The 24,737-nt window shown below is 70.7% G+C and carries 19 protein-coding genes; 6 read left to right on the top strand and 13 right to left on the bottom strand.

What is annotated here, in order from left to right; translation table 11 throughout:
• Positions 1-64: 64 nt before the first annotated feature.
• The 6 genes from ACFY2X_RS35680 to ACFY2X_RS35705 form a co-directional block, all read right to left on the bottom strand.
• Positions 65-2,653 (bottom strand): bifunctional FO biosynthesis protein CofGH, encoded by a 2,589-nt coding sequence (locus ACFY2X_RS35680; RefSeq protein WP_389947514.1) that lies wholly within the window; start codon positions 2,651-2,653, stop codon positions 65-67.
• Between the two features lie 312 nt (positions 2,654-2,965).
• Positions 2,966-3,862, bottom strand: coding sequence for a DNA-3-methyladenine glycosylase family protein (locus ACFY2X_RS35685; protein WP_389947516.1), 897 nt, complete (start codon positions 3,860-3,862; stop codon positions 2,966-2,968).
• An 88-nt stretch (positions 3,863-3,950) separates the two neighbouring features.
• A complete protein-coding gene (locus tag ACFY2X_RS35690; protein ID WP_389947352.1) occupies positions 3,951-5,045 on the bottom strand; it encodes a sugar phosphate nucleotidyltransferase in 1,095 nt (364 codons plus the stop codon).
• A gap of 17 nt (positions 5,046-5,062) precedes the next feature.
• Positions 5,063-6,184, bottom strand: a complete 1,122-nt coding sequence (locus ACFY2X_RS35695; RefSeq protein WP_389947354.1) for a glycosyltransferase family 4 protein — start codon at positions 6,182-6,184, stop codon at positions 5,063-5,065.
• A gap of 99 nt (positions 6,185-6,283) precedes the next feature.
• Positions 6,284-7,210, bottom strand: coding sequence for a lysylphosphatidylglycerol synthase domain-containing protein (locus tag ACFY2X_RS35700; protein ID WP_389947356.1), 927 nt, complete (start codon positions 7,208-7,210; stop codon positions 6,284-6,286).
• Positions 7,207-8,046: a class I SAM-dependent methyltransferase gene (locus tag ACFY2X_RS35705; RefSeq protein ID WP_389947358.1), complete on the bottom strand. Its 840-nt coding sequence runs from the start codon at positions 8,044-8,046 to the stop codon at positions 7,207-7,209. Before ACFY2X_RS35705 ends, ACFY2X_RS35700 begins: the two co-directional genes overlap by 4 nt.
• 140 nt (positions 8,047-8,186) lie before the next feature.
• Between ACFY2X_RS35705 and ACFY2X_RS35710 the strand changes: the two genes are divergently transcribed.
• Positions 8,187-9,152 carry a lysylphosphatidylglycerol synthase domain-containing protein gene (locus ACFY2X_RS35710; RefSeq protein WP_389947360.1) on the top strand — a complete coding sequence of 322 codons (966 nt, stop codon included), beginning with the start codon at positions 8,187-8,189 and terminating at the stop codon, positions 9,150-9,152.
• Here ACFY2X_RS35710 and ACFY2X_RS35715 read toward each other — a convergent pair.
• The 3 genes from ACFY2X_RS35715 to ACFY2X_RS35725 form a co-directional block, all read right to left on the bottom strand.
• On the bottom strand, positions 9,107-10,180 hold the full coding sequence (locus ACFY2X_RS35715) for a glycosyltransferase family 4 protein (RefSeq protein ID WP_389947362.1): 1,074 nt from the start codon (positions 10,178-10,180) through the stop codon (positions 9,107-9,109). The two genes, ACFY2X_RS35710 and ACFY2X_RS35715, sit on opposite strands and share 46 nt — an antisense overlap.
• A gap of 3 nt (positions 10,181-10,183) precedes the next feature.
• Positions 10,184-11,077: a glycosyltransferase family 2 protein gene (locus tag ACFY2X_RS35720; protein ID WP_389947364.1), complete on the bottom strand. Its 894-nt coding sequence runs from the start codon at positions 11,075-11,077 to the stop codon at positions 10,184-10,186.
• A gap of 206 nt (positions 11,078-11,283) precedes the next feature.
• Positions 11,284-13,407 (bottom strand): hypothetical protein, encoded by a 2,124-nt coding sequence (locus ACFY2X_RS35725; protein WP_389947365.1) that lies wholly within the window; start codon positions 13,405-13,407, stop codon positions 11,284-11,286.
• 119 nt (positions 13,408-13,526) lie between these two features.
• On the opposite strand from ACFY2X_RS35725, the gene ACFY2X_RS35730 reads away from it, so the two are divergent.
• From ACFY2X_RS35730 to ACFY2X_RS35750, 5 genes are all read left to right on the top strand, one after another.
• Positions 13,527-15,032: a hypothetical protein gene (locus tag ACFY2X_RS35730; protein WP_389947367.1), complete on the top strand. Its 1,506-nt coding sequence runs from the start codon at positions 13,527-13,529 to the stop codon at positions 15,030-15,032.
• A gap of 157 nt (positions 15,033-15,189) precedes the next feature.
• Entirely contained in the window at positions 15,190-16,779 is a 1,590-nt protein-coding gene (locus ACFY2X_RS35735) for an LCP family protein (protein WP_389947369.1), read from the top strand.
• Positions 16,780-17,012: 233 nt separating this feature from the next.
• Positions 17,013-18,836, top strand: coding sequence for an acyltransferase family protein (locus ACFY2X_RS35740; RefSeq protein ID WP_389947371.1), 1,824 nt, complete (start codon positions 17,013-17,015; stop codon positions 18,834-18,836).
• Positions 18,837-18,885: 49 nt separating this feature from the next.
• Complete coding sequence (locus ACFY2X_RS35745) at positions 18,886-20,016, top strand: glycosyltransferase family 4 protein (protein ID WP_389947373.1); 1,131 nt, start codon at positions 18,886-18,888, stop codon at positions 20,014-20,016.
• Positions 20,001-20,738, top strand: a complete 738-nt coding sequence (locus ACFY2X_RS35750) for an acetoacetate decarboxylase family protein (protein ID WP_389947375.1) — start codon at positions 20,001-20,003, stop codon at positions 20,736-20,738. Before ACFY2X_RS35745 ends, ACFY2X_RS35750 begins: the two co-directional genes overlap by 16 nt.
• Before the next feature lie 20 nt (positions 20,739-20,758).
• Here the strand turns inward: ACFY2X_RS35750 and ACFY2X_RS35755 are convergent, their stop codons facing one another.
• The 4 genes from ACFY2X_RS35755 to ACFY2X_RS35770 all read right to left on the bottom strand — a co-directional run bounded on the left by ACFY2X_RS35755 (position 20,759) and on the right by ACFY2X_RS35770 (position 24,736).
• Complete coding sequence (locus ACFY2X_RS35755; RefSeq protein WP_389947377.1) at positions 20,759-21,634, bottom strand: sugar kinase; 876 nt, start codon at positions 21,632-21,634, stop codon at positions 20,759-20,761.
• 239 nt (positions 21,635-21,873) lie between these two features.
• Positions 21,874-22,755, bottom strand: a complete 882-nt coding sequence (locus tag ACFY2X_RS35760; protein ID WP_389947518.1) for a glycosyltransferase family 2 protein — start codon at positions 22,753-22,755, stop codon at positions 21,874-21,876.
• Positions 22,756-22,950: 195 nt separating this feature from the next.
• Positions 22,951-23,718 (bottom strand): CDP-alcohol phosphatidyltransferase family protein, encoded by a 768-nt coding sequence (locus ACFY2X_RS35765; RefSeq protein WP_389947379.1) that lies wholly within the window; start codon positions 23,716-23,718, stop codon positions 22,951-22,953.
• Complete coding sequence (locus ACFY2X_RS35770) at positions 23,696-24,736, bottom strand: iron-containing alcohol dehydrogenase family protein (RefSeq protein WP_389947520.1); 1,041 nt, start codon at positions 24,734-24,736, stop codon at positions 23,696-23,698. Before ACFY2X_RS35770 ends, ACFY2X_RS35765 begins: the two co-directional genes overlap by 23 nt.
• Position 24,737: the final 1 nt, after the last annotated feature.

Here is a 24,737-nt window from a genome sequence, read left to right on the forward strand (position 1 = left end):
GCTTCAGGGGAAAGACGATTGTCGCAACAAACCCCTTATACAACGCAAGCAAATGTAGAACTTGTTACAACCTCTCAAGCGGGAGGAAGGTGCGCACGCTCTGGCAGACGCCGTCGCTCGCCGCGGCCGCGGCCACCCGCTCGGAGTCCGGCACGCCGTAGGAGGTGGTCCGCTGCCGGATCCGGCGGCCGGTCGGGGCGACCATGGCCTCGATCTCGGTGATCGTCTTGAAGGAGCCGTTCTCGGACCCCGCCATGCGGCTGATCGTCTCCTCCATCAGCGTGCCGCCGAGGTCGTTGACCCCGCCCTGGAGCACCTGACGGCACAGGTCGTCCCGGAGCTTCACCCAGGAGCACTGGATGTTTTTGATCGCGCCGTGCAGGAGGATCCGGGCCAGCGCGTGCACGGCCCGGTTCTCCCGCGCCGTCGGTCCGGGCCTGGCGATTCCGGCCAGGTAGATGGGCGCGCTGTGGTGAACGAACGGCAGCAGCACGAACTCCGAGAACCCGCCGGTCTCCTCCTGGATGCGGCGGATCAGCCGGATGTGCTGGACCCAGTGGGCGTGGTTGTCCACGTGGCCGTACATCATCGTGGAGGTCGTCGGGATGCCGACCCGGTGCGCGGTGGAGATGACCTCGACCCACTCCTTCGTGGGCAGTTTGCCCTTGGTCAGCACCCATCGCACGTCGTCGTCGAGGATCTCGGCCGCCGTTCCGGGGAGCGAGTCGACGCCCGCCTCCCTGGCCGCGATCAGCCACTCCTCGACGGACAGGTTGGTACGGCTGGCGCCGTTGATGACCTCCATCGGGGAGAAGGCGTGGACGTGCATCTCCGGCACCCGCGCCTTGACCGCCCTGGCGATGTCGAAATAGGCACTGCCGGGAAGGTCCGGATGGATGCCGCCCTGCATGCACACCTCGGTCGCGCCCGCCTGCCACCCCTCCCAGGCCCGGTCGGCGACCTGGTCGAGGGAGAGGGTGTAGGCGTCGGCGTCGGTGCGGCGCTGCGCGAAGGCGCAGAAGCGGCAGCCGGTGTAGCAGACGTTGGTGAAGTTGATGTTCCGGTTGACCACGTAGGTCACGTCGTCCCCGACCGCCTCCCTGCGTAGGTCGTCGGCGATCCGGCAGAGCTCCTCCAGCGCCGCGTCGTCGGCTCCCACGCCGTTCTGGTCACCGGCCGCGTCGAGGAGGGCGAGCGCCTGCGCGTCGGTCAGCCCGGCGGGGTCGTCCGCGGCCTGCCGCAGCGCCTGCCTGACCTCTCCGAGGTGCACGCCGGGCCCCGCGCCGGGCGCGGAAGCGGGCGCAGAGGCGGGAAGGCGTTCCTTGAGGGCCTCCCAGTCGCCGTAAACGTGGTCGAAGTCGTCGCGGCGGTCGCCGCTGCGGCCCTCGGTGTCGATGGCCGTGTGCAGGTCGGTACGGCCCAGCGAGACGAAACCGCCGTCCGGCTCCTGCCAGGGCCGGCCGACGATGACGGCGTCCTCGCGGGCGAGGCCGGTCCGCGGGTCGGCGAGGGCGGCCACGTGGGCGTGGAGGCGGGGGTCGAGCCAGGGCTCACCGGCCAGCACGAATTCGGGATAGATGGTCAACCGCTCGCGCAGGGCGAACCCGGCGGTGGCCGTGTGGGCGGCGAGGTCGTCGATCTGGGGCCAGGGGCGTTCGGGGTTGACGTGGTCGGGGGTGAGGGGCGAGACCCCGCCCCAGTCGTCGATGCCGGCCCTGATCATCAGGCCGTACTCGGCGTCGACCAGGTTCGGCGGGGCCTGGACTCGCGCCTTCGGTCCCATCACCAGCCGGGTCACCGCGATCGTGGCGGCCAGCTCCTGCAGGTCGGCGTCCGGCATGCCCCGCATGGCGGTGTCGGGCTTGGCGCGGAAGTTCTGGACGATGACCTCCTGGAGCCCGCCGTACTCACGCGCCACCTTGCGCAGCGCGAACAGCGACTCGGCCCGGTCCTCGACCGTCTCGCCGATGCCGATGAGGATGCCGCTGGTGAACGGCACGTTCGTCCGCCCCGCGTCCTCCAGCACGCGCAGCCGTACCGCGGGGTCCTTGTCCGGTGATCCGTAGTGCGGCTGCCCCTTCTCCTCGAACAGCCGCCGCGAGGTCGTCTCCAGCATCATGCCCATCGACGGTGCGACCGGCTTGAGCCGCTGCAGGTCACGCCAGGTCATGACGCCGGGGTTCAGGTGCGGCAGGAGGCCTGTCTCCTCCAGCACCCTGATGGCCATCGCCCGGACGTAGGACAGCGTGTCGTCGTAGCCGTGCGCGTGCAGCCAGTCGCGGGCCTGGGACCAGCGGTCCTCCGGCCGGTCGCCCAGGGTGAACAGCGCTTCCTTGCAGCCCATCGCCGCGCCCTGCCTGGCGATCTCCAGCACCTCGTCGGGGCTCAGGAACATGCTGTCCAGCTTGTGCGGGGCGGTGGCGAACGTGCAGTACCCGCATCGATCGCGGCAGAGCCGCGTCAGTGGGATGAAGACCTTCCGGCTGTATGTGATGATCCCTTGCCGTCCGACGGCCTCCAACCCCGCGTCCCTGACCCGCCCGGCGTATCCGAGCAGGGTGTCGAGGTGCTCGTCTCTCGCGTGCAGCAGAACGGTGGCCTCGGCCAGGTCGAGAGCTTTTCCGTCACGGGCGCGGGCCAGTGCCCGGCGCATCGCGGTATCGGTGGGGTTCACGCTCATGGCCGCACATTACGGGGCGTCGTTCCTGAAACTGGCGCCGGGTTCCGGTAGCGCCTCAACACTTCAGGATTACTAAACCTTCCACTGAAGAAAGTCTCGATAGACGTAAATGCTTGCACTTACATACAATGGAGACATCCAACCGGAACTCCCCTCAGGAGCCGAAAATGATCTGGATTCTCCTGGCACTCGTCGCGCTCGCCATCATCGCCCCGCTGGTCGGAGCCGACACGCGCGACGGCCGCGACTGGCAGCCCAGCGAGCCCGCGCCGGAATACGGCTGGCTCAGAACGAGCGATAGTCGCGTGCGGGCATACGAGGGCCGCGAGCGGGTGGCCGCTCACCGCCCAACTCCAATAGCTTGCTGACCCGGTGCCGATGACCCCGGTAGGGGGCGAGCAGTCGCAGCATCCCCGCGTCATCGGCCCGCCGTCCGGTCAGCGACCAGCCGACCAGCGACGGCAGGTGATAATCACCCACCGAGATCGCGTCCGCGTCGCCGTGCGAACGCTGGCGCACCTCGGCCGACGTCCAGACCCCGATCCCGGGCAGCGCCCGCAACAGCCGATCCACGCCGGCGCTGCCCCCGGCCGCCTCCAGCTTCGCGGCGTGCCGGGCGGCGTTCGCGATCGTCCGCGCCCGTACGGCCTCCGCACCCGCCCGGTGCCAGTCCCACGACGGGATCGACCGCCACACCTCCGGCTCGGGGAAGACCCTCATTCCCTCGGGCGCGGGCCCCGGCGCGGGCTCGCCGTACCGGCCGAGCAGCCACCGCCACGCCCGCCAGGCCTCGCGGGAGACGACCTTCTGTTCGAGCACGGCGGGCACGAGAGCCTCCAGCACCCGAAAGGTCCGCCCAATCCGAAGCCCTTCGTGACGCCTGGCCGCGTCGCGGACCACCTCATGCTCGGGAACGAAGCCCGAGACGTCGTCGTCGGCGCCGAGCAGCGCGGGCAGCGTCTCCAGCAGCCACTCGGCTCCCGGCCCCCAGGCCTCGCCCAGGACGTGCCCGCCGCGGGCGGCCACCCGTAACGTTCCGGGGCCGTCGGGGGTTCGCGACGTCCGCCAGACGGCTCCGTCGGACGTCTTCCGCCAGGCGGGATCCCCGCTCCCGCGCCGATGCGGCCTCAGGGTCAGCTCCAGGTCGAGCGGGCCGCCCGGACACCACTCGCGCTCCCTCATGACGTTCACGGCGCTCCGCCGCCGGCGGACCCCGCCGAACCCCGGAAACCGCCGTTCGTCCCGGTCATCTCGCGCGAGCCGTACGGGATCAGACGTCGCTGGAGAAGCGGACGGCGCACTCGGGCAGCACGACGCCCGGCCAGATGCGGCTGCCCGCCATGAGCTCGTTGCCGGGACCGACCACCGCGCCGTCGCCGATGACCGCGTCGCGCAGGACCGCCCCGGAGGCGACACGGGCGCCGATGCCGATCACCGAGTCGACCACCGTCGCCCCCGAATGGATCAGGCAGTCGTCTCCGAGGATGCTGCCGGAGACCCGCGCGCCCGACTCCACTACCGCGCGGGCGCCGACCACCGAGCCGCCGTCGACCTTGGCCTCGGGCGAGATCATGGCGCCGGGCAGGGCGAGGAGGTCACCGGTGGGGCCGGGCAGGGCGGGTGAGGCGAGACGGCCGAGGACCAGGTCGCGGGAACCCCGCACGAAGGCGGCGGGCGTGCCCACGTCGAGCCAGTAGGACGCGTCGGCGTAACCGAGCACCAGTGCGCCCGACTCGATCAGCCCGGGGAAGGTCTCGCGCTCCACCGAGACGACCTCCCCGGCCGGGATCGAGTCGATCACCGAGCGGGTGAAGACGTAACAACCGGCGTTGATCCGGTTGGTGACCGGGTTCGGGGTCTTCTCCAGGAAGGCGGTCACCCGCCCCTCGGCGTCGGTCGGCACGCAGCCGAAGCGCGTGGGGTCCTCCACCTCGGTCAGGTGCAGGGTGACGGCGGCCTGCCTGCCGACATGCAGGGCGACCTGGTCGCCGATGTCGTGACCGGACAGGATGTCGCCGTTGAGCACCAGCACCGGCGCGTCGGGACCGCAGGTCAGCGCCTCTGCGGCGTTCCGGATGGCGCCGCCGGTGCCGAGCGGGGTCTCCTCGGTCATGTATTCGAGGGAGAGCCCGAACCCCGAGCCGTCTCCGAACGCCTCGGAGAACATCTCCGCCCGGTAGGACGTGGCGAACACGATCCGCCGCACGCCGAACGAGCGGGCCCTCGCGAGCTGGTGGGCAAGGAAGGGAACCCCCGCGGTGGGCAACAGCGGCTTGGGTGTGCCAAGTGTCAGCGGACGCAGCCGCGTCCCCTGTCCTCCGACGAGAAGGATCGCCTCAAGATCCGGCAAAGAGGTCTCCATCATTCCGCGAGGTTAGCTCACTATTCGACAGCGCGTTGATACGAGAGGAGATGCGCCTCGGCCGAGGCCTCCCAGGTGAACTCCTTGGCGCGGGCCAGCCCTGCGGCGGACAAGGCCTCGCGGCGCTCTTGCGACGACAGCAGCGCGCGCAGCGCGTCGGCGATGCTGGCGTCGTCCGGCTCGGTGTAGGCGACCGCGTCGCCACCCACCTCCGGCAGCGAGGTGCGATGTGTGGTGAGCACCGGGGCGCCACAGGCCATGGCCTCCAGCACGGGAAGCCCGAACCCCTCACCGCGCGAGGGGAACGCCGCCACGAGCGCGCCGCCGAGGAAGCCGGACAGGTCGGAGAAGGCGAGATAGCCCGGGCGAAGCACCCGCACGCTCGACGGCACCTCCTCGACCGCGGCGTCCACGTCGGCGTCGCGAACCCCTCCGGCCAGCACCAGGGCGGGCGGATCGGGCAGGTCCCGGACGGCCCGCACGAAGCCGCGGACCAGGTTCGGCACGTTCTTACGGGGCTCCAGCGGCCCGAGGAAGGCGACATAGGGGGTGCCGTGCAGGCCGAGCCGGTCCGAGGCGTGCCTGAGCTCCCGCTCGGACGGCCGGTGGAACAGCAGCGGATCCACACCGTGATAGGCGACGTCGATCCGGGTGGGGTCGGCGGCCAGCACCCGGGTCAGCTCGTCTCTGGTCGCCTTGGAGGGCACGATCACCCGGGCCGCGTGCCGGACGGCCGTCCGGGTCGCCGAGCGGAAGAACGAGGCCTTGACCGCGCTGTGGTGCGAGGGCTCGGTGAACCAGGTGACATCGTGCACGGTCACCACGGTCGGCAGGCCGGAACGCAGGGGCATCGAGTAATAAGGAGCGTGGATCACCTGGGCGCCGGCCTGCTGGGCGAGGAGCGGCACCCCGGTCTGCTCCCAGGCGAGCCGGGCGGCCCGGTTGGTGATCCCCGCGGGGCCCGGCAGGATCCGGGCGGAGGGCGCGAGGGCGGCATACCGCTCGGTGTCGGCCCGCTGGCAGACGACCGCCAGGTCGGCACCCACCCTGTCCAGCGCGGCGATGAGTCCGTCAACGTATCTGATCAGCGCACCGCGATCCGCCGGAACCGCGGCCGCGTCGATGAGCACCCGGGGCGTCAAGAAGGATCGCTCCCCTCAAGATCCACAAGACCCACGCGGGACGGGTCGTCCCTTCTCCTGCTCACTCTATTGCCAGAGTCTTCGAAAACGTGGGACAAATCACACGGCTTTTCCCCGGGCGGCATCGCCCCGGGGAGCGGTGACGCGCCTGGCCGCCAGACCTGCGAAACCCGCGCAGACGAGGTCGCCGATGATGATCATGATCCTGGAGCAGAGCGCCACGGCGATCGCCGATCCCCGGTCCAGGACGGGTGCCAGCACGGCCACCATGGCCACCTCGCGCACCCCCGCTCCGGCCGGGACCACGAACGTCATGATCCCCAGGCACCAGGACAGCGCGAACGCCCCGATGGAGAACAGCACCACCGAGACGCCCGAGGGCCCGAGCGCGTGAATGATCGCCGCCAGGTGCAGGCCGTAGGCGGTCCAGCCGAGCAGGGCCCAGCCCAGCGCGGTGAGCATGCCCCTGCGTGTGAGCGGGCGCTCCAGCGGCTCGCGCTTCAGCTTCCGCAGCCCGAACCCGAGGACCGCGTTGATCACCCGCGGCTCGAACACCACCGCGAGCACCGGGATCAGCAGGAAGATCCAGGCGTACGGCACGGCCGACCCCGGCAGGGCGGCCAGCAGCGTCACCCCCGAGATCACCAGCCCGCTGCCGAGCTGCACCGGCATCGTCAGGAAGAACGCCGCCGCGCTCCGCGACCGGGGCACTCCCAGCTCGCGCCCCATCTCCATCTGGGCGAGCACCGGCCAGAGCGAGCCGGGAATGTATTTGCCGAGCTGACCGACGAAGAAGACCTTCGCCGCCGAACGGAACGGCAGCGGCGAGCCGAGGTCGGCGAGCAGCGCCCGCCAGGTCATCATCCCCCCGCACAGCGCCGCGACCACGGCGACCAGCGACAGCACGAGGGCCTGCCAGGACAGTTCGGCGAACCCCGCGCGGATCTCGTCCCACTGGCCCGCCACCGCCCACGCGCCGAACCCGAGCGCGAGCAGCAGGAAAGCGACGCGAACCGGCCGTTTCACAGGGGAAGGACCGGGTCGGGCGGCTGCGGCAGGGACACCCCGGCCGGACGGCGGGTGCTCTTGGTGGCCACCCACAGGTAGGTCGGCACCACCGGCAGCAGCCCGCGCAGGACGGAACGGGGCAGCCGGGACAGCACGCCCTCGGCCACCCGGCCGATCGGACCGGGGAACAGCTCGGACCCGGCGAACGCGGCCGGGGTGGCGAGCACCGGGAAGGTGTAGTCCCACACCCGCAGGCCGCGCACCATCCTGCGCAGGCCCCGACGGGTCCGGTAACGCTCGTAGTAGCTGTCGGCCCGGCCGAACATCCGGACGTAGCGGTCGGCCAGCGAGGGCGGCAGATAGGACAGGAACGGCAGCTTGTAGTGCGGCTCCATCACCCCGAGCCGGTTGCCCAGCCCCAGATAGAGCACGCCGTCGTCGGTGAGCACCCGGCGCATCTCCGCCATGATCGCGTCGGGGTCCACCACGTGCTCGTAGATGTGGTTGAAGACCAGCACGTCGATGGAGCCGTCGGGAAAGGGCAGCGCGGTGCCGTCGGCGCACACGAACTCGACCCGTTCGCCGAACCGCTGGGCCGCCTTGCGCAGGCCGGGCACGTCGATGTCCACGCCGAACGTCCGGCTCGCGCCCGCGGCGGCGAGCTCGTCGGCGATGAACCCCGCCGAGCAGCCGATGTCGACGACCGTCAGCCCTTTGAGAACGTCTTCGTCCCGGCCCAGGAAGTGGCCGAGCACCGCCACGATCTTCGCGGCCTTGCGGCGGCGCTTCTCCTCGTCCAGCATCGCCGCCTGGAACTCGGAGTACTCCAGCTGCGCCACCCGTTTCGTGCTCACCGGTCGCTCACCACTCCTTGTTCGCCGCGCGTCAGCCGGTCGCTCGCCGCGTCGGGCTCGCTCGTGCTCATGAGTCGCTCAAGAGTACCGGCGGGCCCGAACCCTACCGCCGGGTAAGGCTCGCGTCGTACCCTGGGCGAATGCTCAGCCGACTGCGGTCAAGCCGTCTTCTCCGGGTCCTGCTGGCGCTGGTGGCGCTGGCTTTCATGGGCTACGGCCTGGCCCAGAACTGGGACGGCACACTCGAAGCGCTCTCCCGGCTGTCCTGGTGGTCGGTGGCGGGAGCCTGGGCGGCGGTGATGGTGGGAGCGGGGTGCATGCTCGTCGCCTGGCAGCGCGTGGTGGCCGGGCTGGGCTCGCCGCTGCCGCTGCGGGTCGCCGCGCGCGTGCTGTTCATCGGCCAGCTCGGCAAATACGTCCCGGGATCCGTCTGGGCCTACGCCGCGATGATGGAGCTGGGCCGCGACCACGGCTGCCCGCCGCGGCGCACCTTCAGCGCCACCTCCCTGGCCCTGGTGATCTCCCTGGGCTGCGCGGTCGGCCTCGCCGCCGCCACGCTGCCGTTCACCGCCAGGTCGGTGGCGGAACGCACGTGGTATCTCGCCCTGATCATCCCGGTGATCATCGTGTGCCTGCACCCGAGAGTCCTCACCTGGGGCCTGAACCTGGCACTGCGGATCGCCCGGAAGGACCCCATCGAGCAGGTACTGCCGGGCCGCGTCCTGCTCTCCACCGTCGCGTGGACGATCCTCGGCTGGCTGGTCTACGGGCTCCACGCCTGGCTCGTCCTCGGCGACCTGACCGGCGGCTTCTCGTTCTACCCGCTGAGTGCCGGAGCCTACGCCTTCGCCTGGGCGACCGGCCTGCTGGTCGCGATCGTCCCCGCGGGGGTGGGCGTGCGGGAGGCCGCGATGGTCGCGGTCATCGCACCGGCGCTGAGCACGAGCGGCGTCGTCTCGGCCGTGGCCGTAGCCGGGGTCGTCGCCCTGGTCTCCCGGCTGGCCTTCACCCTCACCGACGTGGCCTGGGCCGGGATCGGCTGGCTCCTCGGCCGCGGGGCTCAGGCTCCCGTGGAGACCAGGGCGTCCACGTATGCCGCCCAGTAGGGCTCGGGGTCCACGGCCTTGACTCCGGCGCGCAGCCGCTCGGGCTCGCCCGGCCGGTAGAACGCCGTCAGCGTCGCGCGCAGGTCCTCCACCGAGCCGGGCTCGACGAGCAGCCCGTCCACCCCGTCGGTGATGTGGTGGCCGAGCGTCCCCACCCGGCTGGCGATCACCGGCACCCCGTGCTCGTGGCCGAGCCACACCTGCTGGCTGGCCGTTCCGCTGCGGTACGGCAGGACCAGCGCGTCCACGTCCGCGAACAGTTCCGGCACGTCGTCGTCGGCCACGTAGCCCGGCCGGAGCTCCACCCTGCCGGTCAGGCCGAGCTCGGCGACCAGCGCCTTCGTCTCCTCCAGGCCGCCCCAGAACTCCCCGGCGACCCGCAGCGAGACGCCCTCGGGCAGCGCGCGGATCAGCAGGTCCAGCCCCTTGTACGGCCGGACCAGGCCGAAGAACAGCAGCCGGTTCGTCACCGCCCGGTCGCCGCGACGCTCCTGGGGCCCGACCGGCAGGTGAGGCGCCATCTCGGCCACCGTCACCGGCGCGGACGTCAGCCCGCGAGCCAGCCCGGCCTGCTGCTCGGAGTGGGCGAGCACCCCGTCCACCCGGCGCAGCAGCGCCTTCATCAGCGGGGTGTCGTACGGCTTGCGCTCGTGGGGCAGCACGTTGTGGCAGAGCGCGACGACCCGGGTCCGGCGGCGCAGGCCGTACAGGATGCCCAGGTAGGGCGGCACCTGCACCGGGCTGAGCACGGTGAGGATCACCAGGTCGGCGCTCGCGAGCCGCCGGCCGCGGCGGATCCAGCCGTCCGGACGGCGCCAGTCGAGGTCACGGCGGACATTCGGGAACGGGGCTCCGGCGGGGGTGTCCACGGTCTGCCGACCCGGATAGAGGAAGGACGGGTACTGCGCCTTCCACGACTCGATCACCACGTCGTGCCCGGCGGCCCGCAGGCGGTGGGCCAGCTCGGTGGTGTGCGCGGCTCCGCCGCCCTTGTAGGGGTGGGTCGGCCCGACGATCGCGATCCGCATCGGCTACTCGTTCCTGGACCGCACGATGAGGTCGGCCAGCAGCGCCAGCGAGCCGATGAGCAGGCCGGACAGGAAGATCACGATGGTGTTGCTGGCCAGGTAGAACGGCGTCTTGATGTTGTCGTAGATTCCCTTGCCCAAGCCGATGGTGACCAGCCAGATGGCGGGCGGCATGAGGACCTTGAGCGGGTTGAAGTACATGACCATCCGCAGGACCTGCAGGATGTAGCGGTAGGCGTCGGAGATGAAGCTGAACTTCGACTTGCCCGCCCGCTTGCTGTATTCGATCGGCAGGTAGTAGACGTCGTGCTGGTTCGACAGGAACGACAGCGTGATCGTGGTGACGCAGGAGAACCCGGGCGGCAACAGCCGCAGGTACGGCCTGGCCACCGACTTGCGGAACGCCCGCAGCCCGCTGTTGAGGTCGGGGATCTTCTGCCCCGCCAGCCGCTCGGCCACCTTGCGGATGAACCACTTCGCCGGCACCCGGAGGAACTTGTGCGAGCCCTCCTCGGTCGTCCGCGCGCCCACGACCTGGTCGACCGTCTGGTCCTTCTCCAGGATCTGGACGAGCTCGGGAATGCGCTCGTTCGGATACGTCATGTCCGCGTCGGTCCACACGACGATCTCGCCGCGGGCCTCCTGCGTGCCGATCCTGCGCACCGTGCCCGACCCGCCGTTGCGGTGGAAGGCCCGGACCCGCATGTTGGGAAACCGCGGGGCGGCCTCCTGCAGCCTGGCCAGGGTCTCGTCCGTGGAGAAGTCGTCCACGGCCACGAGCTCATAGGTGTAACCGCTGTGGTCCATGGCCTCGCAGATGCGCTCGACCTCGTCGATGACATGGTCCTGCTCGTTGTAACAGGGCAGGACGATCGTGACGTACGGTGTTGCGTCCACAGCTGATCCACTCTCGGAGGTCTCGGGCGTGCTCACGTCGGGCGAGGATACTCTGCCCGGCTGAGAGCTGAACCCACATCGTCTCCTTCAAGGTTCACACGGACGTGTGCCGGGGTCCTCCCCGGCCGCCGGTGCGGCGGCCCGGGGCGGTCCGAGGCGGTCCGGGACGGTCCGGGGACACCGCCTCCCCGGCCTGGGAATCCTCGTCAGACGACGGCCATCCAGAGGTCCATGTACAGCGACCAGGTGCCGTTGGGAGGATCGACGAGCGATCTCTCGTCCTGGCGGGTCTGGAGCTTCATGACCTGGACCGGCCTGCCGTACCGGGAGAGCTGGTCCGGCTTGACGGCGAGGAGGACCGGGACGCGGCCGGCGGCGCGGGTGCGGTCGATCAGGCGGGTGACGTCGGACCGGCGCGGGACGTCGGTACCCCGGCGGACCCTGACGCTGGCGGTGGGGACGTCGCAGGTGCCCCGGATGACCTGGGGGAACCGCTCGCTGGTGACCCGCTCCACGATCAGTACCGAGGCCCGTTCCGGGATGGCCGCGCACACCGCCTCGACCGCCGCGCGCTCGCCGCGCTCGACCGGGGTGAACGCGGTCCCGATGGAGGTGATCGCGGGCGGGACGAGGAGGAGCACCGCGCCGAAGGCGGCGAGGCCGTTCTGGGCGGCCGGGCCGTACCCCATCCGGCGCGCCTTGTCCCGCACCCAGCGCAGCCCCCAGACGGCGAGCAGGATCAGGCCGGGGATGACGATGGGGACGAGCCGCCGGGAGGCCCAGGGGTGGTCGGGGGTGATGGCCGGGCGGTAGAGCGTGGTGACCGTGGTCCAGCCGATGACGGCCAGCGGCAGGAGCCAGCCGAAACCGTTCCCCCTGACCAGCCTGCGGGTGAGCAGGGCTCCGGCCAGCGTGGCCAGCACCACCACGGGGACGCCGACGTACCAGATGACCCAGTAGAGCGAATTCTCGTAGTAGAGCCGGGAGCCGTCGACCGGCAGCCCGTTCGACCGCTGGGTCATCTCGATGAACAGGAAGTTCAGCCGGTCGGCCGAGTTGGTCGGCTGCCGGGTCACGGTCTGCAGCCATGGCCGGGCCGCGAAAGCCGCCATGAGCAGGACGACCAGGCCACCGGCGATCTCCGGCAGCCACCGGATCCCGGCGGCCCGCCGCAGGACGGCCGCGAGCTGCGGGGCGAGAGCCGTGGCGATCAGGGTCAGCACCAGGACCGCGCCGCAGATGGCCAGCAGCGGCTTGAGCGAACTCGACAGATAGGTCAGGTAGGGCCTGGACAGGAGGTAGCCGCCCGCGAACCCCAGGCCGGTCCCCACCACCAGCCCGCAGAGCAGCGGAACGCCCAGTCTGCCCTTCCCCTGGTCGCCGACCCGGCGCAGGGCGATCAGCAGCCCGGCGTAGACGAGCACGGGAAGCACGTCGCGCAGGCCGTCGATCCTGACCAGGACGGCGAGCCCGAACACCAGACCGGCCAGGACCGCTCCGACCACGGCGCCGTCCGACTGGGCCGAGCGGACCAGTCCCGGCTGCTCGCCGGAGGGAACGGACGGCAGGTAGCCGAGGCCCGTCATGCCGGAGCGGAGCCTGACCTGGGCGTCGAGAAGCAGGGCGAGGCCGCCGAAGAGCAGGACCAGGGACGGGATCTCGCTGAAGGTGGTGCGCGAGGTGTAGAGGACGGGGAGACTGACCGCGAACACCAGCGCGGCGAGCGCGGCCCAGCGTCCGCCGGCCAGCCGGGCGACGACCCCCGCCAGGACCAGCACCGCCAGGGCCCCCAGCAGCGCCGGCGTCAGCAGGAGGCCGGAAAGGCCGCCCAGCCAGTGCCCCACCGCCTGGATCAGCGGCGGCCCCGGCATGAACTGCGGCACGATCGCGCCGCCGAAGTCGTAGAAGCCCGCGCTGTCGAAGCGCAGCGCCGCGTCCGCCCCGCCGAAGGCCGCCTCCTGATGCGGGATCGGCAGCGAGCCGTGGCCCGCCACCCAGATGGCGGTCTGCGCGTAGGTGGCGGGGTCACGGCGGACGACCAGCTGCTCGCTGTGGAGCAGTCCGTTGAAGACCCCCGCGGCCAACGCGACGGCGACGACCGCGGCCGTCTGCCAGGCGGTCGCCTCGACGGTCTCGGGCAGGCGGCGCAGGCCGTACCGGCACAGGAGCGCGACGGCCGCGAGGCCCAGCGGCACCGCGACGAGCGGCCGGAACCAGCCGAGCAGCAGCAGCGGCAACCCGGCCAGCAGCCAGCCCGCCAGCACGAGCGCGGGCACGACCGACACCACGGCGAGCACCCGGCCCGCCGACGGCCTTCGCGCGCGATCCAACCACGTGATCCTCATAGTTGGTCCCGAGCGTAGTGGCAGGCCGCCGCGACGGCGCTGAGCGCGCGCGACGCCCCGATGGAAGCCGGTAGCGTACGCGCAGCGCGCGAAGGGGGCGAAGAGTGGGCGGGTGGGCACGGCGGCACCGGTGGTTCCTGGGGGTCGTGGGCCTCGGGACCGTCCTGCGGGTGATCACCATGCTCGGGTACCGGCCCGCGCTCTGGTTCCCCGACTCCTACACCTACGTCGTCACGGCGCTCCGGCCCCGGCCCGACCTGGTCCGCCCAGCCGGATACTCGATGTTCCTGCGACTGCTCGAACCGTTCCACAGCTTCGCCTTCGTCGCGCTGGTCCAGCACCTGCTGGGACTCCTGGTCGGCGTGCTCGTCTACGTCACCGCCCGGCGGCTGCGCGTCCCCGGCTGGGCCGCGGTACTCGCGTCCGTTCCCTCCCTTTTGGACGCTTATCAGATTGAGTTGGAGCACCTGCTGGTCTCCGACACCCTGTTCACCGCGCTGGTGATGTCCGCGGTCTGCCTGGCCCTCTCACCCGCCGCTGGGCAGCGCCGGGAACAGCCGGAGAAGGCCGAGGAGAAGGGTGAGGAGAAGCGCGCGGAAGCCGGGAACGAGGTCCGGGCGGGAGCGGCCGTCGCGGCGGCGTGCGGGATCGGGCTGCTGCTCGCGGCCGCGACGCTGACCAGGACCGTCGGGCTGCCACTGGTCGCGGTCTTCGCGGGCTGGCTGATCTACCGGGCGCGTGGCAGGGTTCTGACGGCCGCGGTGATGCTGGCCGCGGCGGCGGTGCCCATCCTGGGCTACGGGGCCTGGTTCTACACGACCTACCAGCGGGTCGGCCTGGTGGGCGCGAACGGTGTCTTCCTCTACGCCAAGACGATGACCTTCGCCGACTGTGCGGCGATGAGGCCTCCGCCGGACCTGGCCGTGCTCTGCGACCCCCGCCCTCCCGAGCGACGGCCCCCCGCGCAGGAATACATCTGGGCCCAGGACTCACCGCTGGTGAAGCTGCCCGGCATCACCTTCACCAAGGAGAACGACACGCTGGCCGGGCGATTCGCGTCGCTGGCCATCCAGAGCCAGCCGCTCGCCTATCTGGGCTCGGTGACCTCGGAGCTGGCTCGCTCGTTCACCCTGGACCGCCCGGTCTACCCGGATCGGGAGATCTACGACCACTACGAGTTCCCCGTGACGCCGCCGGCGCCGCCGGGCCGCTACCCGGCCACGGTGGGCGCCGAGTTCGCCCAGCGCTACGAGCAGGGCCCGATCGCCCCCCGGATCGTCGAACCCTACGCGGGCTGGATGCGCGCCTATCAGCGCGTCGCCGGGCTGCCCGGCGCGGCGGTGCTGGTGATCCTGCTCGTCCCGCCGGTGGCGGCGGGCGTGCGGCGGTTCCGGCCGTCCTCCCCGGCGGGGACCCTGCCGCTGCGGCCCGCCCCCGCGGCATGGGCACTGCCCTGGATGACGGCCGCGGTGCTGCTCGTCATGCCCGCCGCGGTCGCGGAGTTCGACTACCGCTACGTCCTGCCCGCCGTACCGGCCGTATGCCTGGCAGCAACCCTTGCTGGGAGTAAACCTCAGCTCTACAACATTCCAAGAAATGTCCGCATTTGAGTATGCTGGGCCGCCAGATCACCACGGGGGCTGCAAGGAGGAGCCATGACCAAATTCGCATCATCATGGCTCGCGGCACTCGCCTCGTGACCTACTCTTTGGGCGCAATGAGCGAGCTGAACCAGCAGCGGACATTGCCGCCAGGCGAGGAGATCGCATGAGCGACCATCGGCAAGTCGCCGTGAGGGACCGCCAGGCCGAACCCACCCTCCCCGGCCGCCGGGCGGCCCGGAGAGCCGGTGGAGACGGCGGACCTCCCCCCGACAAGCAGCCCGAGTCGTACGGCAGGCCGCCCCGCCGGGCCGGTCGGAAGACCAACCGGCTGAGCATGGGTGCCTGGATCAGCATCGGGGTGACCGGCGTCCTGGTGATCGGCACTCTCACGGGCTACAAGTTCTACCGCGACCTCGAAGGCAACATCACGCGCGAGGAGGTCGAGAGCAAGCTCGGCGCGAACCGCCCGCCGGAGACCGGCGCGCTCAACGTGCTCATCGTGGGCTCCGACAGCCGTAAAGGCGCGGGGAACAAGAGGTACGGCCAGCACATGGAGAACGAGGGCGAGCGGACCGACACGATCATGCTGCTCCACCTCTCCCCCAACCGCGACAAGGCGACCCTGCTCAGCTTCCCCCGCGACTCCATGGTCCAGGTCCCCAACTGCGAGAACCCCAGGACGAAGGCACTGGTCCCCGGCGGCGTCAAGCAGATCAACGCGGCCTTCAACGACGGCGGTATCGTCTGCACGTGGAGGACGATCGAGTCGCTGACCCAGATCCACATCAACCACTTCGTCAAGGTCGACTTCGCCGGGTTCAAGGGCATCGTGGACGCCCTCGGCGGCATCGAGATCTGCCTGTCCAAAGACGTGCAGGACAAGCAGGCCAAGCTGGACCTGCCCAAGGGCAGGCAGACCGTGAAGGGCGAGCAGGCCCTCGCCTACGTCCGCGCCCGCCACGGGTTCGGCGACGGCAGCGACATCGGCCGGATCAAGCGCCAGCAGATCTTCATCAACCAGGTGATGAAGAAGGCCACCAGTTCCGACCTGCTCACCGACATCGGCAAGCTGACCGGCTTCCTGAAGGCCGCCACCTCCTCGGTGACGATGGACCGCAACCTCGACACCACGCGCCTGCTGGAAATCGCCCAGAGCGCGAAGGCCCTCACCGCCAAGGGGCTGAAAGCCACCACCATCCCATGGGGCCCGGACCCCGCCGACAAGAACCGGGTCGTCTGGAAGCACCCCGACTCCGACCGGCTGTTCGAGTCGATCCGCAGTGACATCGAGGTGACCGCCAGCCCGACCCCCAACGCCTCCACCAAGCCGGCCATCAAGCACGAGCTGGTCCAGGTGCAGGTCTTCAACGGCACCGACAAGCCGGGCGTGGCCAAGGAGGTGGCCGACAAACTGGCCGACCAGGGCTTCAAGGTGATCCAGGTCGGCAACGCCCGGCCGGCGACCGGCAACGTGCCCACCACGACCCTGCGATACGGCAAGAAGGACGCCCAGGGCGCCGACTACGCCGGCGCCCTGGCCCCCAGGCTCTCCGGCGACCCGCTCACCCCGGTCGCGGGCAAGGTGAAACCCGCCAGCGTGGAGAACTACGTGTCGACCATCCCGGCCACGGCGCCCATCCAGGGCCCGGTCGTCCAGCTGATCATCGGTGACGACTGGAAGGGCGTCCGGGCTCCCAGCCCTGACTCCATCAAGGGCGACGTGGTCGACAGCAAGACCGACCCCTGTCAGTAGTAACCCCCGGCCGTAAGACGGGCGGGTTACCGCCCGCCTTACGGCCCCGCAGGCCCGGGAGTCACGATTCCCCGGGAACCCGTGGCACCGTGCGACAGACGGTGGGCCGTCGGTTTAGGGTGTTCAGGTCGGTGAGGCGAATCGCACTTGGCCGCACCCCGGCGACCCATGGGCGTCTTCGTCAGCGTGTCCGACTCCTCCCAGTCTCCGACAGATAGCTGAGCGTCTTCCCCGTGAGCGATCCCCGACCCCCCTTCCAGGTACCGACCCCCCGGGACAACGGCGCCCCCGACGCCGGCACCGGCAGGTCCGCCGACGGACAGGGCCGGGCGCCCGCCCCGTGGCCGATGCCCGAATACGCGAAGGCATCCCCACCCGACCAGGCCTCCTGGCCCGAGCCGCCGGACCAGCGCCCGGCCACCTCCACCTGGCGAACCCAGCGGGACGGGCAAGGCTCGGACGAAGACCCCGGCGAGGTCACCGCATGGGGCTACCAGGCGTACCAGGAGCCGCAGCCGCCCGCCGCCCAGGAGGCGCGGGCACCGCACTGGAACACCCAGCCGCCCACCGCCCAGGAAGCCCGGGCACCGCACTGGAACGACACCCAGGAGGCGCGGGCATCCGGCCGGTATGACACCCAGCCGCCCGCCGCGGGAAACCCGACGTCGCGCTGGGACACCCAGCCGTCCCTCCCGAGGGAGACGCGCACGCCGTACCCGGACGCGCGGCCGTCCGCCCCCGGAAGCCCCCTGGACGCGGCGCCCGCGGGCGCGCCCGCCGCGAGACGTCTGGACCCGCTGGATCCGGCGTGGTCGCCCGAGACCGGCGCCCCCCATGCCTCGGCCAGACCGCCCGCGTGGGCGCCCGCGACTCCCCTGAGGCAGCCGCAGGAGACGCGGACCGCCTCCGAGCACGAGTTCTCCTACTGGGAGAACTCCAGCCGGGCGCCCGAGTCGCCGTACTGGAGCCAGTTCTCCGACCCGGTGCAGGAGCAGCAGCCGGATGAGCCTCCTACTCCCCCCGGCAGGAAGAAGCGCGACCCCTACCTCGACAACGCGAAGTTCGTTCTGATCGCCTTGGTCGTGGCCGGGCACTCGCTGGTGCCCACCCTGGCCGCGCACTCCGCCAAGTCGGCCTACCTGTTCATCTACACGTTCCACATGCCGGCGTTCGTGTTGATCAGCGGCTATCTCGGCCGCAACTTCTGGAACTCCAACGCTAAGATCAACAAGCTGGTCGACACCATGCTCGTCCCCTATGTGGTCGTCGAGATCGGTTACGCGTTGCTCCGTTTCGGGCTGGGCCAGAAGTGGACCCTGACGATCATCGACCCCGCCTGGCTGAACTGGTATCTGCTCGCCCTGGTGCTCTGGCGGATCTCCACGCCCATCTGGACGCGGATGCGGCAGCCGCTGGTGGTCGCGGTGATCATCTGCCTGGTCGCGGGGTTCTCGGAGATCTCCGGCGACTTCAGCCTCGATCGCTTCTTCGGCCTGCTCCCGTTCTACGTGCTCGGCCTGCTGCTCAAGCCGGAGCACTTCGACCTGCTCAAGCCGCTCTGGGTAAAGATCGTTTCGGGGATCACGATGATCGCCGCCGTCGGGGTGGCCATCTTCGTCGCCCCGCGCATCGGACTCGACCCGGTCTACTTCCGCTACAGCTTCAAGTCCATGGACATGACCTGGTGGGTCGGTCTCGGCGTGCGCGCCGCCATGCTGGTCGCGGCGCTGGTCCTGTCGGTCGCGCTGCTCGCGCTGATCCCCCGGCGGGAGACCTGGTTCTCCGACCTCGGCACCCGCACGCTCTACGCATACCTGCTCCACGGCGTCGTGGTGGTCATCGCCAAGGACCAGGGCTGGCTGAGCTTCCCCTGGCTGTACGGCCCGCTGGGCGTGCTGGCCATCATGTCGAGCTCGGTGGTGCTGGCCATCGTCCTGTGCCTGCCGACGACCCGCACGCTCTTCAAGTGGCTGCTGGAGCCCCGCCTGGTCTGGCTCTACCGCCGGCCCGCCGAGGGCCCGGCCCGCAGGGAGAGTTCAGCGGCAGTTCCCCGGTAATTAACTCAACACATCCGGTGATGACGGAACCGACACTCAGCATCGGCATATGCGGGTATGTGTCGGGACAATCGTTCATCACCCCGAAGACGCCCGGATCATGCACCGACAGATCCGGGCGCTCCTCGATGCAGGGCACGACATCACCTATGTCGCGCCCTTCACCGACTGCAACGTCACCCCCGATCCCCGGATCCGGGCGATCGACGTCCCCCGCGCGGTCGGCCGTCGCCGCAGGCGTGCGCTGAAGGCCGCCCGCGGGGCCCTGAAGCGCGGAGCCGAGGGCGCCGACCTGTTGATCGTCCATGACATCGAGCTGCTGTTCCGGTTGCCCAGGCGCCGTCCCGCCACCGTGTGGGACGTGCACGAGGACACGGCCGCCGCGCTGGAGGCCAAGCCGTACCTCCCGGAGCCCCTGCGCCGGATCCTGCCGCCGCTGATCCACCGGGTCGAAGCCCGCGCGGAGCGCCGCCTCCGCCTGATCCTCGCCGAGGAGTCCTACCGGGAGCGGTTCGCCCAGCCCCATCCCGTGGTGCTCAACACCACCTACGTCCCCCGGCGGCCGCCTCCCCCGCCCGGCGACAACCGGGTGATCTACGTGGGCCAGCTCTCCCGGGCCAGGGGTGCGGCGGAGCTGATCGAGCTGGCCCGGCGGCTGCTCCCGCACGGGATCAGGATGGACCTGGTGGGCGCCGCCGACATCGAGATCCGGCCGCTGCTGCGGGACGCGCAGCGGGAGGGGCTGCTCGACTGGTACGGCTACGTGCCCAACCAGCACGCGCTGCGGATGGCCGAGGGGGCCCTGGCCGGGATGTCGCTCCTGCACGACGTGCCCAACTACCGGCACTCGATGCCGACCAAGGTCGTCGAGTACATGTCCCGCGGGCTGCCCGTGATCACCACACCGCTCCCGGCGGCCGCCTCGATGATCGACCAGGTCGGCTGCGGCGTCGTCGTGCCCTTCGGGGACGTGGACGCGGTGCTGCGCGCCGTACTGGCCCTGCGGGACGATCCCGGAGGAACCGCGGCGATGGGCGCGCGTGGTTACGAGGAGGCGTCGCTCCGCTACAACTGGCCTGACCACGCGGGCGAGTTCGTCGGACAACTGGAGGAATGGGCGGGCAAACCAGTGACGTCCGGACAGGAGATTGGTGTACTGGAGGCATGGCACGCCATCTGATCCAGGGACGCGAGATCGAAATGCCGGTGCGTGTCCGGGACGCCGCGATCTGCAGTGCGTCCTACCTGGTCCGGGCCGACGCGGCCCGAGCCGTGATCGCCTACTCGGGGCTGGACGTCGCCGAGGTGCTGCCCGGCAAGGCCCTCTGCTCGCTGGTGTTCGCCGAATACACCGACGGTGATCTGGACGCCTACCGCGAGTTCGGCGTCGCCTTCCTGGTCCGGCCGCCCGGCTCGGCGCCACCGCTCCGGCGGGGGGTGCGCGCGGGCCTGTCCGAGCTGCGCAGGACCGGGGCGGGGGCGTTCGTCCACTGGCTTCCCGTCGACCAGGGGTTCACCCTTGAGGCGGGCCGCGCGATCTGGGGCTTTCCCAAGGAGCTGGCGGACATCGACCTGCGGCTGTCGTCCCCCTACAAGCGGTGCATCGTCCGCAAGGACGACCGTCTGGTGCTGGACCTGCTGATCAAACCCGGCACTCCCATACCCGCCCGCGGCACGATGGCCCCCGTCGACGCCTACAGCCACCTGGAGGGCGTCACCCGGCGCACCTCCTGGTCGATGTCCCCCCGCAGTGTCCGCGTGCGCCCCGGTGGTGCCCTGATCCGGCTGGGCAACCACCCCGTGGCCAAGGAGCTGAGCGAGCTCGGGCTGCCCAAACGCGCCCTGATGACCACCACGGCCTCCCACCTCACCATGACCTTCGGCGAGGCGAAGGAGCTGTAGGCCGGCCCCCTGCCGGTCCGCTAGCCCTCGATTTCCAGCAGCGGCAGCTCGGCCGTCGTGGGGAGCCCCTGCCAGTCGCTGGGTCCCGAGGCCGCGAAGGCCGTCAGCAGGTTTCCCCTGCGCAGCCGGTCGGCGGGGTGCAGGTACTCCAGCAGCGCGCTGAGATAGCCCGCGACGAAGGCCTCTTCCGAACCTCCGGGGTCGACCACGGGTGTGGCGGGGCGCGGGAGGTCGTGGCGGACGCCGTCCACCCGGACGCTCACGCCTCGGGTGCCCCGCATCACGATGATCTCCCGATCCCCGGTGAGAGCGGGCTTGACCAGGTCCAGCTCGCTCTGCCGGACGAACAGCACGTCGGCCGAGCACGCCAGCGCGCCGAGCTCCTCCGTGGCCTCCCTCAGGTCCGGCCAGAGCTGCTCGCGGTAGTCGACGGCGACCGAGACGGTGACTCCCGCGGCTCGCGCCGCCCGCACCGCGGCGTGCATGGCGTCGCGCGCGTTCAGCGCGGCGGTGATCCCGCTGACGTGCAGGAAACGGGAGCCCGCGATCCGGTCCACGGGGACGTTTCCCTGCGCGAGCCGGGTACCCGTCCGGTAGTAGGTCGTCTTCGCCTCCTGCCCGGCCCTGACCTCCTTGAGGAGCATCCCGGTCGGGGACCCCTCCTGCGCCCGCGCGTCCGAGACGTCCACGCCCTCCCCGCGCAGCACCGTGAGGATCCGCGCGCCCGCCTCGTCACCGCCCACCTTGCCCAGCCAGGCCACCTCGTGCCCGAGCCGGGCCAGCCCGACCGCGACGATGAACTCGGCCCCCGTCACGTCCAGCCTGGCCTCGTGCTCGTGACGGACCCGACTGCTGGTGACGACGGCGAAGGCCTCGCCAAGGGTGTAGACGTCCACGCCGGAACCTTTCGCGGCGCCCCTGCGGCGCCCATGGAGCCATCGTTCGGGTTCCGGCCCCAAAACCCACTCGAACAAGGCCGGAACACGAAATCTAGCGGCATGTCCCGTCGTTCATCCGGCGATCGCGCGTCCGGGCCCTGCCGTACCTGCGCCACGAGAAGGTGTTCGGGGACGGGGTCGCTTCACCGTTCGGAAACGTGGTCGCGGGCCGGGCGTCTCCCGGCCCCGTACCGGCGTCAGACGATGGGCGGGCGGCCCAGGCGGAGCATGCGCCAGGCGGTTTTCCAGCCCATGGGGCGACGCTCGCCCGCGGGCTCGCGAAGGCCCTCGACGAAGCCCTTGAACCAGGCCCGCAGGGCGGGCCGGGAACGCTCGCGGATCAACGTCAGGGCGACCCAGTTGAGGAGGTAGAGCGCGGCCAGGGGCCAGGGCAGGTTACGGCGGGCCAGCCAGACGCGGTTGCGGGCGTTGAGGCGGTAGAAGTCCGCGTGGCGGGTCGGCGGAACCTGCGGGTGGTACATGACGGTCTGTGCGTCGTATTCGATGCGGTAGCCCTCGCCGAGCAGCCGCCAGGCCAGGTCGGTCTCCTCGTGGGCGTAGAAGAAACGCTCGGGGAGCCCGCCGACCTGGAGGAAGGCGGAGCGGCGGATGGCGCAGGCTCCCCCCAGGAAGGTGGTGACCGGGGAGGACCGCCCGGGGTCGCCCGCACGCAGGCGGGGGACGTGGCGGCGCTGGCCGACGCCTCCGTCGGGGTCCATGACCCGGAAGGAGACGACCGCGAGATCGTGCTCGGTGGAGAAGCGCTCACGCAGGTGGGAGACGACGTTCATCGCGCCGTACCAGCCGTCGTCGTCCAGGAAGAGCACCACGTCGCCCGAGCACTCCTCGACGCCGCGGTTGCGACCTGCCGGGATGCCCGTGTTGTGGCTCAGGCGCACGGTCTTGATCGAGGCGGCCGAGCCGGGAGGCACGGTGACCGGCAGCTCGGGAACGTCCGCGCCGTTGCCGACGATGACCACCTCGACGTCGCCGTCGATCTGGTTCAGCGCGGACTCGACCGCCCGGCCCAGCTCGGGGACCCGGTTGCCCATGGTGAGGATGACGCACGAGATCTTCAACGGGTCATCGCCTTGACGCGTCGAGAGCACGTACGGAGCATACTTTCATGATCACCGAGTCTGTGTGGCGGGCAGTGCGGGCATAGCTAGAGGTTCCTGCTTTACCAGGAAATAAGCGTATCGGAACCCAGGGCGAACACCCACCAAACAGTGAGATGTTCGCACCTAGGACGCACCGCAACGCCATCCGGTTCCTCATGAGAGCCGCCTCGACGCCAGGATGCTCACCAGATGCAGGATCATCTGCAGCACCGCGACCACCACGCAGGCCACCGTGAGCACCCTCGTGGCGGCCAGACCGCCGCTGAGCATATCCCAGACCGCCGCGACCACCACGAGGATGGACAACTCGACCGCCTGGACGACCCTGTGGAACTTCAGGGCGGCGGCGGCCTTGCGGGCCAGGCTCAGGCCACGCGAACGGAACTGCTCGGCCGCGGCCTCGGTCGCCGCGACCAGGCCGGACCGGGCACGGGCCACGTCGACCAGGTCGGTCTCCGCCTTGATCAGGATGGCGCCGAGCGCGGCGGCGAAGCCCATCACGGTGTACCAGTCGGGAAGGACCTCGGACGCGCGGAAGCCCAGCCCGATGAGCAGGGCGGCCTCGGCGAAATAGTGGCCGACCCGATCCAGGTAGACGCCGGTGATGGAGGTCCGCCCGGTCCACCGCGCCAGCTCGCCGTCGGAGCAGTCGAGCAGCAGGTAGATCTGGATCAGCAGGGCCGCGCCGACCGCGGCCCAGACGCCGGGAAGCGCGAGGACCCCGCCCGCCAGCAGCCCGGACAGGATCATCAACCAGGTGGTCTGGTTGGGCGTGATCGGCGTCTTGGCGAGGAACCAGGTGACGTAGATCGACAGCTTCCGCATGTAGAGCACGCCGGCCCAGTGCTCGCCGCTGTTGCGGCCCATGGTCGAGTGCGGCTGGGCCACCGCACGCAGCTCAGCGACCGACGGCCCGGACATAGTCCCCCACCCGATCGCGAATCTCCGGCTCGGACAGGCGCAGGTGCTCCAGGATCGTGTAGCGCCCAGGACGCGTCGAGGGCGCCAGCATGACCGCGGCGGTGAACTGGTCTTCGGTCAGCCCCACGTCGGCGGGGGTGACCGGCAGCTCGTGCCCGCGCAGGCAGTCGACGACCTGGGTCAGCCTCCGGGAGTCTTCTCGGAGGAAGAAGCAGAAAGCGGCACCGATCCCGGCAAGCTCGCCGTGGTTGGATGTGCCGGGAAAAAGCTGATCCACGGCATGCAGGATCTCATGATCCCCACCGCTTGAGGGACGGGAAGACCCGGCGATCACCATCGACATCCCCGAGAGGATGAGCGCCTCGGCCAGCACGGTCAGGAAGGCGTCGGACTCGATCGAGTCCGACCTGCCGATCACCGCCTCCGCCGCGGTGCGGGCCATCGAGCAGGCCAGGCCGTCGATCGGCTCGCCCCGCTCGGCGTTGCCCAGCTGCCAGTCCTCGATCGCCGACAGGTTGCTCACCACGTCGCCGACCCCGGAACGGACCAGAGACTCGGGCGCGTCATGCACGAAGTCGAGGTCCACCATGATGGCCAGCGGCATGGGAACGCCGAAAGAACCCTTGCCCCCGTCGTGCGTCAGCGACGCCACCGGCGAGCAGATCCCGTCGTGCGACAGGTTGGTGGCCACCGCCACCATCGGGATCCCGGCGAGCGACGCGGCGTATTTGGTCGCGTCGATGGTCTTGCCGCCGCCGATGCCGACGACCGCCTCGTAGGCGCCCTTACGCAGGTCGGCGCCGAGCGCGACCGCGGCGTCCACCGAGCCGTCGGGCACCCGGAAGACCTGGGCCTCGTCGAGCGAGGGTGCGATCACCGAGGCGATCTTGTCTCCCTGGCCCACGCCCACCGCCACCGCCACCCGCCCGGAGGTCGCCACCCGGCTGTCGGCGAGCAGCGAACCGAGCTGCGCGATAGCGCCCCGCCGTACCTCCATGGTCAGCGGGGCGGGCAGCATC

The sequence above is a fragment of the Streptosporangium sp. NPDC000396 genome, assembly GCF_042898655.1.
Classification (GTDB): domain Bacteria; phylum Actinomycetota; class Actinomycetes; order Streptosporangiales; family Streptosporangiaceae; genus Streptosporangium.